Raw genomic sequence first — 12,585 nt, 5'->3', positions numbered from 1 at the left:
GAGAAAGGCGGGCGCTTCAGCCAGCGGGCCGCAGCTTGCCGCGGCCTCCCGCCTGCCGAAAATATCTATCTCAGTTACCCGCGCTGATACGTTCTTTCATAGCGTCGTATTTTTTGGGGCCGATGCCCTTGACGTTCATGATGTCCTCCGCGCGCGCGAAGGGGCCGTTTGCGGTGCGGTATTCTATGATGGCCTGCGCCGTCTTCGGGCCGACGCCGCGTATCGTTTCAAGCTCGCTCTGCTGCGCCGTATTGATATTTATGCGTGGCGGCAGCTCCGCGCTTTGCGGCGTCTGCCGCACCGTACCTGCGCCGGCTTGCGCGGGCGCGGCGGCAGCTGGCGCTTCACCCTTTTTCAAGAATTTTATCTGCTGGCCGTCCTGAAGCTTTGCCGCGAGATTGACGGCCTCTTGATTTGCCGAATCGGAGAAACCGCCCGCCGCTTTAAGCGCCTCATAGACGCGCGCGCCGGGCGCGACCTCGTAGACGCCGGGCCTTTTTACGGCGCCGGTCACATAGACGACCCATTTCGCGCCGTTTTCGTCTGCGTTTGGCTCCGTGGCCGCTATCTGCTTCGGCGCGTCGTCCGGCCCGTCGGCCGCCGTCTTTGACGGCGTGACGTCTATCGTATCCTGCATCATAGGCGGCACAGAACCTTTGCCTGCCGTGTCTTTTCCAAACTCTCCCTTGAACGAGCCCAGCAGCACGAAGGCCAGCGCAAAGCAGAGAACGCCCGCCGCCGCCAGCAGCTTGCCGGAATGTCTAAAGGCCATCAGACGTCGCTCCTTTCTCCCTCTAGCGACCAGTGGCTCGCGCGCGTCACGACCACGGGGATAAGACGCCCGAAGTCCGACTGATCGCCGTCTATTATGACGACTTTGTCCGTCATGGTGCGTCCCTGTATCTTGCCCTCTCCGCGCGGCGCAAAGCCGTCCGCCAGCATCTCAAAGCGCTGCCCGACGTATTGTTCGTTTGAGTTTCTCGCTATGCGCGCCTGTATCCCGTTTATCTCGTTGAGCCTCGCTGCCTTCACGCGGCTTTCTATCTGCCCGTCCATCATCGCGGCCCGCGTGCCTTCGCGCGGAGAATAGGCCGCGGTGTGCACTATGTCGAACTTCACCTCTTCGAGCATCCGGCATGAGGCGCGGAAGTCGTCATCAGTCTCGCCGGGGAAGCCTACGATGAGATCCGTCGTGAGGCTGACGTCCGGCAGCGCGGCGCGTATCTTGTCCACAAGAGCCAGGTACTGGCCTGATGTGTAGCCCCTGTTCATCTGGCGCAGTATTTCGTCGCTTCCCGCCTGCACTGGGAGGTTTATCGCGCGGCAGATGTCGGCCCTTTCGCGCATGACCTCCAAGATGTCCTCGTCAAAATCCTTCGGGTGCGACGTGGCGAAGCGCAGCCTCATCAGTCCATCCTGATTTGCCGTGTCTTTAAGCAAAGAGGCGAAGCCGTATCCGTTAGTGAAGTCTTTGCCGTAGGCGTCTACGTTCTGCCCAAGCAGGGTTATCTCCTTCACGCCTCCGTCTATCAGCATCCGCGTCTCTTTGAGTATCTCCTCCGGCGCACGGGACTGAAGCCGTCCGCGCACGAACGGCACGATGCAGTAGGAGCAGAAACGGTCGCAGCCGTAGCTTATAGTGACGAAGGCCTTGAACGGATTTGTGCGCGCCGTCGGGATGACCTCGAGGTCAAGCAGCGCGCGCGGGTCGTCGTCCATGAAAAAGCGCGCTGGAGCGTCGTCGGTCATCTCTGCTATCGCCTGCGGCACGAGCCCAAGATGGCGCGGCCCAAAGACGAGCTTGACGCATGGAAACTTTTTCGCCATCTCGCGTCCTATGCGCTGCGCCATGCAGCCTACGAGCACGACGGCGGGGCCGCCCCTTTTGCGCCGCTGGACGTCGCAGCGCCCTATCTCGCTTGCCGCCTTCTGCTCCGCCTTCTCGCGGATGCTGCACGTCACCATTATGACGACGTCTGCCTCTTCCTCCGCGCACTCCCGCCAGTTCTGATGCAGCATCGCGGTGCGCAGCCTGTCTCCGTCGTATGAATTCATCTGACAACCAAAAACTTTTATCGCAAATTTATGCAAATAACTATCCCCTTCAAATGGTTTTACGAAGGCAATTATATCTGTTTTTCTTTGAACTTGCCACGTGCGGCAGCCTGTCATACGCAAGACCGCGCCGCGGCCGCCCGTTTGACGCAGAAAATAACGACTCCGACCGCCGTCTTAAATCAGCGGATTTTACGTTTAGTATAATCAGCAAAAACAATTTTATCATCAAACTACTTATGCTCTATAATTAATAATAACAGAGAAACATTTGCGGAGGTGCAGATCTTGTTTAAAAGGACGATATTATTTTTAACGGCGGCTGTATTGTTGGTAGCGTCTGCGGCCGTGGCCTGCGGCGGTCAAAAGCTGCCTGATATACAGGGCTGGGAGAACGGACAGATAAGGACTACTGAGCTGGGCGCCATCTCCGGCAATAAGGGCACGTGGTACGAACGCAGCTACAGGACCATCGCGGGCGTGCCGTTCCGCGCTATATGGGTGGACGGAGCCGCAGCGAAGGGCTGGCAGCCAAATGAGATGTCCAACAACGGCGGCGAGATCTGGGGCGGTGAGACTTCCACTAACGTTACGGTGGGCGGCGAGAAGGCCGTTCTCGAGTACAGGCCCGTCGTGGGCTACAGCCTCGTATTGGTGCGCGGCGACGGAGTGCTTACGCTCGAATCGCAGGTAGCGACTGAAAAAGACCTGACAGACGCGGCGGAGACGCTTCTTAAAAACATGAAATAGGGCGCATGACGTTATGAGGCCCGAGCGCTGCGCGCTCGGGCCTTTTTTATTAGTCTGTCTCCAAGCTTTCGCCGGTCATCTCTTCAAATATCTTTGCGATGTCCAGCACGAAGATAACGCCGTCGCCGTCTGAGAGCGAGGCCTTTACATATTTTTCAAAGCCGCTTCCTCTGGACTGAGCCGCGCCTTCGTTCAGGAGATTTTTTTTCGTCTCTTCCACTCTCAGCACGTTGTCGGCGAGCACGGCGAAGATAGATTCTTCGCAGCGCAGCACTATTACGCAGCTGTTTCCTTCGCGTTCCTTTTGCACGTCCCGCGCCTGTCCCGCCTTTTCCTTAAAAAAATCTTCAAGGTCTATTACCGGGATGATGTTGCCGCGCAGGTTCGACACTCCGAGAATATAGCGCGGAAGCATAGGGACGCCCGTTATCGGAAGCGCCTGCACCGTCTCAACGATATACCGCAGCTCCGCCGCGAAGCTGCGCCCGGAAAGGTCGAAGACTAGCGCTTCGTTCTGGCTGTTTTTCATCACAGCATCATCTCCTCCGCTCTTGCAAGCATCGCCTCTGCGTCGATTATGAGGCTTATGCTGCCGTCGCCTAAAATGGTGCAGCCAGAGATGCCCGTCTGTTCCGTGTTGAAATAGCGCAGAAAGCGCGGCATAGGCTTTATGACGGCGCGCTGCTGGCCCGTCAGCCTGTCCGCGTAGACGGCGCAGGCGTTTTCTTCGCCTTCGATCACTATGATTATTCCGCGCTCAAAGTCCTGTTCGCCGCGCGGAAGGCCGAAGAGGAGGTCCAGCCGCAGAAGCGGTATGGTGAATCCCTTAAAGAGCAGCCGCTGCGTGCCGTCCGGCAGCGTCAGAAGATTTTTATTTTCGGGCACGACTATTTTATAGATGTCCGAGACAGGCAGCATATAGAGGCTGCCCGCGGCTTCAAGTTTGATGCAGTCCATTATCGCGAGAGTCTGCGGTATGCTGATGGTGAAGCAGGTGCCGCGCCCCTCCTCCGTCTCTAGCGTTATGGTGCCGCGCAGTTTTTTTACCGCGACCCTTACGGCGTCAAGCCCTACGCCGCGGCCTGAATACTGGTCTACGCTCTGGTTCGTAGAGAGGCCGGAGGTCATGAGGAGCTGCAATATCTCGCCGCTTGTGTAGTTGGCCGTCTCTTTGAGGGGCAGCCCTTTTCTGCGCGCCGCCTCTATGACGAGCGGCAGGGAGATGCCGCGCCCGTCGTCGGCTATGGTGATTATTATTCCGTTTCCGGTGTTGCGCGCCGTCATTTTTATATGTCCCACAGCCGGCTTGCCCATCGCGGCGCGTTCCTCCGCGCTTTCGATGCCGTGCGTGATGGCGTTGCGTACGACGTGTGAAAGCACGTCGCTCAGCTCGTCGATGATGCGCTTGTCCGCGGCGTTGTCCGTGCCGTCCGCCTCAAACTCCACCTCTTTGCCAAGCTTACGCGCCGTGTCGCGCGTCACCCTGTGCATCTTGCGAAAAAGGTCGGAGAGCTGCGTCATGCGCAGCGACATTATGACGGAGCGCATGACGTCCGTCAGTTTTTTGAGCCTCGTGATGGCGGCCGCCGCGTTCTCCGAGAGCCCCTCGCACGAGAGCACGGCGCTCTCAGCGATGGACTCCGCTATGACAAGCTCTCCCGTTATGTCCTGAAGCTTGTCCAGCTTTGAGAGGTAGACGTTTATCATTTTGTCCGACGAAGCCTCCGGCTGCGAGACGTCAGAAGACGAGGAGGACGGCTCCTCCTGCGCGGGAGGCGGAGAGGCCGGCTGTGAAGGCGCGGGCTGCGAGGCAGGCGGCGCGGGCTTCTCTTCCTCGGGCGCCCGCTGCGCCTCAGATTTCCCATCGGATGGAGCGGGCTCCCGCGCAAGCGCCGCGTCCGTATCGGCGCAGGCGTTTTCTGCGCGTTCCACGTTTTCTACGCGCTGTACATAAAGCTCCGACGAGGCCTTGCGCATCATCTTCTCAAGATGTTCCGCAGGGAAGGTCACAGTGAAGCCGTTTTTTAATATCTCATCCGCCGTCTCCGGCCGGTTTTCCATATCTTCCGGGTCGCTTGTCAGCTCCGGGCATATCTGGCGCAGCTGCGTGCAGATTATAAAGGCGCGGATGCCGGCCATTGCGCAGCCAGGCTCGAGCGTGACGCGGAGGGAGGCAAGGGCCGCGCCGCCGTCCGCGTTTTGCGGCTTTTTCGTCTCCGCGCTCATCGCGTCGGTAATGCGCGCTATTTCAAGCGTAAGCCCTTCAAAGCTCTCAGAGCCGTCTTCCACGCCGGGCGAACGCTTCAGCTCCTGACGCATCGCCTCCAGCGAGTTGAAGAGGAGGTCGAAGAGCTTTTCGTCAAGGCCGCCCGCGCGGCTGCCCATCGCACGTATCGCTGAAAAAAGATCCTCCAGCTTGTGAGAGAACGACGAAAGGATGTCGTAGCCCATCATGGCCGCGGTGCTCTTTATAGTGTGCGTTACGCGGAAGAGGTCGTTTATGTTTTCTTCCGTAAAGCTCTTTTTTCTTTCGTTAGAGAGCAGTATCCCGTCGACTTCGTCAAGGTACTTCCCCGTCTCAAAGATAAAGAGGTCTAAAAACTGCTCGTTGAAAGCTCCGTTGTCCGCCATTGCATCACCGCCTTTGATCCGCCAGGCGCATCAGCTGAATTTTTTGACAAGGTCCATCATCGCCGCGGCCTGCGCCGAGATCTCCTCGGAGGCGGCGGCCGTCTCCTCCGCGCTTGCGGAGTTGGCCTGCACTATCGACGAAAGCTGTTCAAGGCTCGACAGAGCCTGCTGAACTGCGACAGAATCCGATTCCATAGCCTCGGTTATCTTCGTGACAAGGTGCTGCACGTTCTCCGACCGGTCTACGATGGTGCTGAGCACGTCTTCCGTAGCAGAGGCTATCTCGCCGCCCTCTTTTATCGTATTGAGAGTGTCTTCGATGAGCTGCGCCGTCGCCTGCGCGGATTTCGCGCTCTGCGCCGCAAGCGCCCTCACCTCGTCGGCTACGACGGAGAAGCTGGCTCCGTTCTGCTCGGCGCGCGCCGCCTCGACTGAGGCGTTGAGCGCCAGGATGTTGGTCTGGAAGGCGATGTTGTCTATCGTCTTGACTATTTTATATATGTCCGACGAGTATTTGTTGAGGTCTTTCATGGCCTGTACGAGCTTTGAAAGCGACTGGCTGCCGTTTTTGATGACCGTAGTCATCTCGATAGCCGCGCCCTTTACGCCCTCCGCGTTCTCCGCCGTCTCGCTTATTCTGGCGGTAACTTCGTTTACGTTCGCGGTAAGCTCCTGGATGGTGCTCGCCTGTTCCGTGGCGCCCTCCGAAAGCGACTGAGAGCTCATCGCTATCTGTTCAGAACCGTTTGATACCTCGAACGCCGCGTTGTTTATCTCAGCGAAGCTTGCTTTGTACGAGGTGATTATCTGAGACAGAGATTCCCTTATCTTCACGAAATCGCCGATAAAATCGTCGCTCACGCTCTGGTTGAGGTTTCCGCGCGAAAGTTCATGCAGCACGACCTCCACCTCTTTGATATACCGGCTGAACATGTCCTGCATTTTGTTGGCGGCGGCCACGAGCTGCCCCGTCTCAGTATTGTCCTCGTTCAGCGTGATGCGCGTGTGGAGGTCGCCCTCCGTTATTTTTGCGAAATGTTTTTCGATAACCTGCATTGGAGTGATCATGCGTCTTCTGACCGCGCAATGCACAATGAGCACCATGAGCAGAAGCGCTACAAGTATCGCTATTTCAAAGAGCAGCCACTGCTTCATCACGTTCTGCGACGCCGCAAGTCCGCCCAGCACGCGCTTTAACATAGATTCCTGAAGCTTCGTAAAGGCGTCGAAAAGCTGTTCCTGCTGCGACTGATAACGGTCTGTGCCGATTATCTCCGCCGCGGCGCGAGTAAGCTCGTCGTAGGCCTGCTGGTTTACGACGCGGCCTGACACCATAGCCGCAGACGAGAGGTCGACGCCGCTTTTTTCGTCGACGCGGAGCGCCTTTTCCTGTTCCTCGGCGGCAAGCGCCGCCAGACGCAGCACCTCGGTAAGCAGCGCGTTTTCTTTCGAGTCGAGGCCTACGCTGCGCAGTTCGTTCGCTATACGCGCCCTGTCGCCCTGCCGATCCATATCAAACCATCTGTTGCGGTATTTCGGTTTCAGCGTCAGCGCGAAGAGCTGCGTGTTGTTGCGCTGTTCGTAGTTTACATAAAGAAAATCCTTGATAGTGTTGCGAAGTCGCGTCAGACTGTTGATGTCGGTCGTCATCTTCTTATATTGCTGCAGACAGTTGACCGCCCCAACAATGCCAAGAACAACGAGCACTATGGTCGCCAGCGTACACAGCGTCATGATCGTCGACGCCTTGAACTTTTCCTTGCCATGTCTCATCATAAAACCCTCCCGTACTTTGGACTTGCCTATGACAAATAAATATTTTTCTCAGGCAGCAGAATGTTTCTGCCGCCAAAACGGCAGAGGCGGAACCCCTCCGTAGTTTCTTTATCAATGCCGCTCGCCGGGACCTTGATTATTTCGCCAGGCTCCTCCGCGAGGCAGCCCCGCTTTGCTCCGTTTTCGGACAATATCAAAACACAGCTTCTATCAGTGACGCGCGCCGGACGCCCCAGCAGTTTCATCGACATGTCCGTCACCACGCAGGCGCTTCCTTTGTGCTCGATAACGCCCGCCGTCACTCCGCTTGTGTCGGGCAGTTTGGATATTTCGGGCACGGCGGTTATCTCCAGGAAAAACTCAAGAGGTATGCCGTACACCTGGCCTCCGCATTTAAAGGTGATATAGCTTACACACTGCACCTCAGGCGCGCTTTCCGTCTGTGTCTTACTGAAAAAGCCCATCTCTGCGCCTCCCCTATAGTTCCTTTTCTCCTGATTTTACGCTTTTTACCCTCATTGCGCCGCCGTCCGAATTAAAATAGACGGAGCGGCCGTATCTTTCCCCGACGTCCTCCGCGACGATGGGAATGCCGAGCAGAGCCAGCACAGCTTTGACCGCCTCTACATTTCTGTCCCCTATCGAGGCTGCGGCTGTGATTTCCGTATCGGAAGAAGAGCCGCGCGGGCCAAAGTCAAAGAGGCAGGCGCCGCCCGCAATTTTTGCGCGCAGTCTTTTTTTGTGCGCTCCCATGCCGGCCATCTCTGCTACGAGGCTTTCGACGCCGGCGTCCGCGAATTTATCCGGGTTCTCACGCTTCAAAGTGTGCCGCGCGTCCGGCAGAAGTATATGGACGACGCCTGCCACACGCGCAAACGGATCGTAGAGGCAGACCGCGACGCAGGAGCCAAGCGCGCTGCATACAAGAAGCGCCGGCTCCGCGACAACCTTATGCTGCGCTATGCCTACATAAAATTTCTGGACGATATCCATCAATACTTCGCGATGGCTCCGAGCAGCGTCTCCATAGAGGAGTAGTCGGGAAAGAGTATGACGTTTCCGTTATAGTTCTCTCCGTTGATGCGAAAGGCGCTGTGCACATAGAGTATTTTTGAATCTGTCACCGCAAAGTGGATGATGGGCAGCACAAGCAGGGAACCCAGCATATCGACGGCCATCGCCGGCACGGAGACTGTCATATCAAGCCCCGTCAGTTCGCATATAGCGTTGATGTAGGAGTTTGAGATTATATTTCCGATCTCTTTCAGCGCCGAGTCCTGCATGACGCTCACCTCCCACGCCTCGTCCCGCGTGTCGGCGGCAAGCCCGACCGATTCAAGAAGCGCCCCAGCAAGCTCTCGGTCGGCGAGGAACATGAACATGCCGCTTATGTCGCCCGAAATTTTAAGCGCGACGCTGACGCGTAGCTCCTCCGACGACCCCAGCCTCGCTGGAAGTTCGTCGTAATCAAGAAATTCGACCTCCGGCACGCAGAGGGAAAATTCTTTGTTCGTGAAAGCGGAAAGCGCCGTCAGCACATGGCCGGAGCCGATGTTGCCTATCTCTTTCAGCACATCGTTTTTAAAATCATCAATAGATTCGGGACGCGCGTCGTTATTCTTCATCTTCGCCATTCAAGTGACGCTGCACAACGCGGAGCATGTTCTCCGGCATGAAAGGCTTCACGATGTAATCCTTCGCTCCCAACTGAACGGCCTTTACTATCTGCTGTTCCTGTCCGATAGCGGAGCACATGATGACGCAGGCCTGGGGCGATTCAGCCATTATCTGCTTCAGCGTGACTATGCCGTCCTGCCGCGGCATCGTAATATCTAAAATGGTGAGGTCCGGCCCGTATTCCTGAAAGCGTTCAAAGGCTGCGACGCCGTCTTCCGCCTCGCAGAAATCTGTATAGCCGCCCTTCTCAAGGATGCCGCGGATAACGCTCCTCATAAAAACCGCGTCGTCTACAATAAGAATCTTCTTCACTTAAACTCCACCTCTACATTCGTTTGTGACGCTCAGCACGCCGAGCGCGTATCTGCCGGTTCCTTTAGAGTCCTTATATATATGCGTCTCTTCCCGCACCGTTTTAAAAGCTCCGCCGCCGTTATGCCATCTAAAGACGAGAGCGTCGCATCCTATTCCGCTTTCAATGAGCATCGTCTGTTTTTTTATACTATACAGGTCGTCGGAATGCACGTTCGGCGCAAGAATCTCATCCAGTTCCTCAAAAGAGAGCGAAAAGGCGGCCGAAAAAGACGTTATGTCCTGGTTGCTGAAGTACACGCGCCCTTTTGGTATATCGACTCTGAAAAACAGTTCTCCGTATTTGTCGAGCGCATCGTTGAAACAGGCGCCGCAGGAGATATCCGCCGCGTCGCCCTCAGACGCCTCCCACAGCGCGTTGAGATTGTTCGCAGGCACCTCAAGCCTGTTTTCCTCCGCGTCGTCGCTGTAGCGGTCGCCGAGCACCTTGAATTTTGGCGCGGCGCTTAGAAAACAATCCATCATCTCAGCCGAAAAAACTCCGCATTCGCCGTTTACTATCATCTCCACAGCTTTATCGTGGGAGTAGGCCGGCTTGTAGACGCGTTTTGTCGTAAGCGCGTCGTAAACGTCGACTACGCCCGTCACCTGCGCGGAAAGAGGTATCGCGCCTCCCGCAAGCCCGCAGGGGTAACCGCCTCCGTCCCATCTTTCGTGATGGCAGAGCGCTATTTCATGCGCATAGCGCAGATATTCCTCATGGTGGTCGTTGCCAAGATGGCCGACTATCGCGCTGCCCTCGGCCGCGTGCGTCTTCATTATCTCAAATTCATCCGGCGTCAGCCTGCCAGGTTTGTTGAGGATGGCGTCAGGTATGACTATCTTGCCTACGTCGTGAAGCGCGGCGGCGCTTGATATGGCCGCTATCTTTTCGTCCGTCAGCCCGTAGGCCGGATTTACCGCGGCCACCTCGCGCAGCAGTATCTTTGTATAAAGCCTTGTCCTCACGATGTGCTGGCCCGATTCAAGATTACGGTATTCAATGATGGTGGAAAGAGTATCTATGATATTGACTAAGCTGCGCTGAAGCTTGTTTTCAAGGCTGAGCGCTATCTCCTTTAATTTGTTCCTGTGCTGGCACGCCTGGACGACGTTGCGCACGCGCCGGACTATCGTCCCAGCGTTGAAGGGCTTGTTGATGATATCGCAGGCGCCCATCTCAAGGCACAGCTCCTCGTTTTCAGGATTGCCGTAGCCCGTTATTATGACGACCGGCACGGTATCGAGCAGCTTCCTCTGCGCCATCGCCTTCAGCACCTCAAAACCGTCGGCCTTGGGCATATAAATATCCAGCAGCACGACGTTCAGAGTCTTTCCGTTTTTTATGATATATTCCATTGCTTCAGAACCGTCAGAGACATCGGAAATATTGTATTCCGGCGCAAATATTTTATGCAGAACGGCCCTGTTCAGTTCAGAATCATCGGCAATCAGCATGTTGTATTTTGACATCAGCGGCCTCCCCACAACCGAACCTTTTCCCCTATGATAAATCTTCGAAAATTGTTAATTGTTATATAATATCATATTTCAAACGAGATATTTATTCTTATTTATTTTCTATTCGCATTTATTTGGAAATTTTATCGCTTATCTCTCCCGCTATATCGCCCAACGGAAGCTGTTTTTCGACCGCGCCGAGCGTATAGGCCGCTTTGGGCATTCCGTATATGAGCGATGTCGCTTCGTCCTGCCCTATCGTAGCCGCGCCCGCCTGGCGCATTTCAAGCAGTCCGCACGCGCCGTCCTTTCCCATTCCGGTGAGTATGACCCCGATTGCAAAACGTCCCACGCTCGCCGCGACGGAGCTGAACATAGCGTCGATGGAGGGACGATGCCCAGAAATTTTTTCCTCCGACGTACACCTGATGGTGTACTGTATGCCGCAGCGCTCCACACGCATGTGAGCGTCGTCGGGCGCTACATAGATGATATTTGGCTGGATGGGCGCTCCGTCAAAGGCGACGCGCGCGGGAATGGGACCCTTTTTAGAAAGGTGCTCAGCGAATATCCCGGCAAAGCCTTTCGTGATGTGCTGCACGATGAGCACGCACGGCATATCTTCGGGAAAACCGGAAACGAGCTTCATAAGCGCCTCTGTGCCTCCGGCCGACGCCCCTATCGCGACGAGCCGTATCGAGCTGGTAAAAGAGGACCTTCGATGAGCCGGCTGCGTTAAAACGGCGCCTTTTCTATCCGCGGAAAGCGCGCTCTTCGCTGCGTTCAAATACGCGGCGTTTCTTATGTGGTAGAGCATCCTGTTAAACGGCGCGAGGTCGTTCTCATCGTCGTGCGCCGGCCTGTGCACGACGGAATAGAAGCCCATCTCAGCAACCTCCTTGCGCGTGAGGTCGAGCGACGTAAAGGCGATGACTGGCACGAAGGACATCTCCCTTATCTTGGCCAGTATTATCAAATCGTGCTTTATAGGCTCGCACAGGTCCACAATTATGACGTCCGGGCTGAGACGGCCCATCAGCGTTTTCATCTCAAAACTGCCAGCCTCGCTCAAAAAAGCGTTGACATCCTGATTTGCCTCCACAACGCGGATATCGAGCTTGCTCTCAAAAAACGAAAGAAGCCGTATCATCATCTTGGGAGAACGTTCTAAAATAAAGAGGCGTATCTCGCTAACGCTCATATTTAGTCACCTTGTTTTTTGCAAAAACAGAGGGAGATATATAGGCAAAATATTTGCGCCCCGGGTCGATAGTCTCAGTGCTGCCCAGATAAAGATAGCCGTCGTCATAAATCGCGCGGTGCAGCCTCTGCATCAGCTTTTGTTTTGTCGGGGCGTCAAAATAGATCATTACATTGCGGCAAAAAAGAAGATGGTAACGGAAGACGGCGTTCGTCGGGTCAATAAGATTGTTCTTATGCCACGATATCTTGGATTTTAAATCGGCGCAGATCTCAAAAGAGCCGTCGGAACGCTGGGTGCAGTAACGACCGCGAAAGACCGCAGGTATTTTAAAAAACTCGGACTGCGGATAAACGCCTGCGGCTGCGGTCTTTAAGACCTGCGAATTGATATCGGTCCCAACTACGGTAAATGAAGCCTCCGATTTGTGCGCCCGAAGATAATCGTCAAGCAGCATCGCGATGCTGTAACATTCCTGGCCCGTGGAGGCGGCGGCGCTCCATATCGAAATCTGTTTTATTCCGCGTTTGAGAAGTTCCGGGAGCGCCGTGTTTTTCATGTGCTCAAAACATGACGGCTCCCTAAAGAAAAAGGTGTGATTAGTGGATATCTTGTCTATCATCTGCTGAGCTTCAAGACTCTGCGGCGCAGCGAATACCTTGTCGAAATATTCTTTAAAAGAC

Annotated in this window: 12 protein-coding genes and 1 pseudogene; 1 reads left to right on the top strand and 12 read right to left on the bottom strand. The window is 55.6% G+C overall.

The window, feature by feature from the left end:
* Positions 1-70: 70 nt before the first annotated feature.
* Both RRY12_03150 and miaB read right to left on the bottom strand, forming a co-directional pair.
* A complete protein-coding gene (locus RRY12_03150; GenBank protein ID MEG2183652.1) occupies positions 71-772 on the bottom strand; it encodes a ComEA family DNA-binding protein in 702 nt (233 codons plus the stop codon).
* Positions 772-2,172 (bottom strand): tRNA (N6-isopentenyl adenosine(37)-C2)-methylthiotransferase MiaB, encoded by a 1,401-nt coding sequence (miaB, locus tag RRY12_03145; GenBank protein MEG2183651.1) that lies wholly within the window; start codon positions 2,170-2,172, stop codon positions 772-774. The genes RRY12_03150 and miaB overlap by 1 nt, the downstream gene beginning before the upstream one ends.
* Positions 2,173-2,382: 210 nt before the next feature.
* Between miaB and RRY12_03140 the strand changes: the two genes are divergently transcribed.
* On the top strand, positions 2,383-2,805 hold the full coding sequence (locus RRY12_03140) for a hypothetical protein (GenBank protein MEG2183650.1): 423 nt from the start codon (positions 2,383-2,385) through the stop codon (positions 2,803-2,805).
* 49 nt (positions 2,806-2,854) lie between these two features.
* On the opposite strand, the gene RRY12_03135 is transcribed toward RRY12_03140, so the two are convergent.
* From RRY12_03135 to RRY12_03090, 10 genes and pseudogenes are all read right to left on the bottom strand, one after another.
* Positions 2,855-3,334: a chemotaxis protein CheW gene (locus RRY12_03135; protein ID MEG2183649.1), complete on the bottom strand. Its 480-nt coding sequence runs from the start codon at positions 3,332-3,334 to the stop codon at positions 2,855-2,857.
* The gene (locus RRY12_03130; protein MEG2183648.1) at positions 3,334-5,436 is read right to left on the bottom strand and encodes a chemotaxis protein CheA; all 2,103 of its coding nucleotides are present in this window, start codon (positions 5,434-5,436) and stop codon (positions 3,334-3,336) included. Before RRY12_03130 ends, RRY12_03135 begins: the two co-directional genes overlap by 1 nt.
* Positions 5,437-5,466: 30 nt before the next feature.
* Positions 5,467-7,209 carry a methyl-accepting chemotaxis protein gene (locus RRY12_03125; protein ID MEG2183647.1) on the bottom strand — a complete coding sequence of 581 codons (1,743 nt, stop codon included), beginning with the start codon at positions 7,207-7,209 and terminating at the stop codon, positions 5,467-5,469.
* Between the two features lie 29 nt (positions 7,210-7,238).
* Positions 7,239-7,676 carry a chemotaxis protein CheW gene (locus tag RRY12_03120; protein ID MEG2183646.1) on the bottom strand — a complete coding sequence of 146 codons (438 nt, stop codon included), beginning with the start codon at positions 7,674-7,676 and terminating at the stop codon, positions 7,239-7,241.
* Positions 7,677-7,689: 13 nt separating this feature from the next.
* A complete protein-coding gene (locus tag RRY12_03115; protein MEG2183645.1) occupies positions 7,690-8,205 on the bottom strand; it encodes a chemotaxis protein CheD in 516 nt (171 codons plus the stop codon).
* Positions 8,205-8,846 carry a chemotaxis protein CheC gene (locus tag RRY12_03110; GenBank protein MEG2183644.1) on the bottom strand — a complete coding sequence of 214 codons (642 nt, stop codon included), beginning with the start codon at positions 8,844-8,846 and terminating at the stop codon, positions 8,205-8,207. The genes RRY12_03115 and RRY12_03110 overlap by 1 nt, the downstream gene beginning before the upstream one ends.
* Positions 8,827-9,201: a response regulator gene (locus RRY12_03105; GenBank protein MEG2183643.1), complete on the bottom strand. Its 375-nt coding sequence runs from the start codon at positions 9,199-9,201 to the stop codon at positions 8,827-8,829. The genes RRY12_03110 and RRY12_03105 overlap by 20 nt, the downstream gene beginning before the upstream one ends.
* Positions 9,202-10,713 (bottom strand): response regulator, encoded by a 1,512-nt coding sequence (locus RRY12_03100; GenBank protein ID MEG2183642.1) that lies wholly within the window; start codon positions 10,711-10,713, stop codon positions 9,202-9,204.
* A 118-nt stretch (positions 10,714-10,831) separates the two neighbouring features.
* A complete protein-coding gene (locus RRY12_03095; protein MEG2183641.1) occupies positions 10,832-11,902 on the bottom strand; it encodes a CheB methylesterase domain-containing protein in 1,071 nt (356 codons plus the stop codon).
* Positions 11,892-12,585 (bottom strand): annotated as a pseudogene (locus RRY12_03090) (protein-glutamate O-methyltransferase CheR). Before RRY12_03090 ends, RRY12_03095 begins: the two are co-directional and overlap by 11 nt.

Source organism: Cloacibacillus sp., from assembly GCA_036655895.1.
Classification (GTDB): Bacteria; Synergistota; Synergistia; order Synergistales; family Synergistaceae; genus JAVVPF01.
This window is presented reverse-complemented; position numbering and strand designations above follow the sequence as displayed.

Excerpts from the sequence above, each read along its gene's own strand:
- RRY12_03150 (MEG2183652.1), bottom strand. The coding sequence starts at position 772 with ATGGCCTTTAGACATTCCGGCAAGCTGCTGGCGGCGGCGGGCGTTCTC.
- miaB (MEG2183651.1), bottom strand. The coding sequence starts at position 2,172 with ATGACAGGCTGCCGCACGTGGCAAGTTCAAAGAAAAACAGATATAATT.
- RRY12_03135 (MEG2183649.1), bottom strand. The coding sequence starts at position 3,334 with ATGAAAAACAGCCAGAACGAAGCGCTAGTCTTCGACCTTTCCGGGCGC.
- RRY12_03130 (MEG2183648.1), bottom strand. The coding sequence starts at position 5,436 with ATGGCGGACAACGGAGCTTTCAACGAGCAGTTTTTAGACCTCTTTATC.
- RRY12_03125 (MEG2183647.1), bottom strand. The coding sequence starts at position 7,209 with ATGAGACATGGCAAGGAAAAGTTCAAGGCGTCGACGATCATGACGCTG.
- RRY12_03120 (MEG2183646.1), bottom strand. The coding sequence starts at position 7,676 with ATGGGCTTTTTCAGTAAGACACAGACGGAAAGCGCGCCTGAGGTGCAG.
- RRY12_03115 (MEG2183645.1), bottom strand. The coding sequence starts at position 8,205 with ATGGATATCGTCCAGAAATTTTATGTAGGCATAGCGCAGCATAAGGTT.
- RRY12_03110 (MEG2183644.1), bottom strand. The coding sequence starts at position 8,846 with ATGGCGAAGATGAAGAATAACGACGCGCGTCCCGAATCTATTGATGAT.
- RRY12_03100 (MEG2183642.1), bottom strand. The coding sequence starts at position 10,713 with ATGTCAAAATACAACATGCTGATTGCCGATGATTCTGAACTGAACAGG.
- RRY12_03095 (MEG2183641.1), bottom strand. The coding sequence starts at position 11,902 with ATGAGCGTTAGCGAGATACGCCTCTTTATTTTAGAACGTTCTCCCAAG.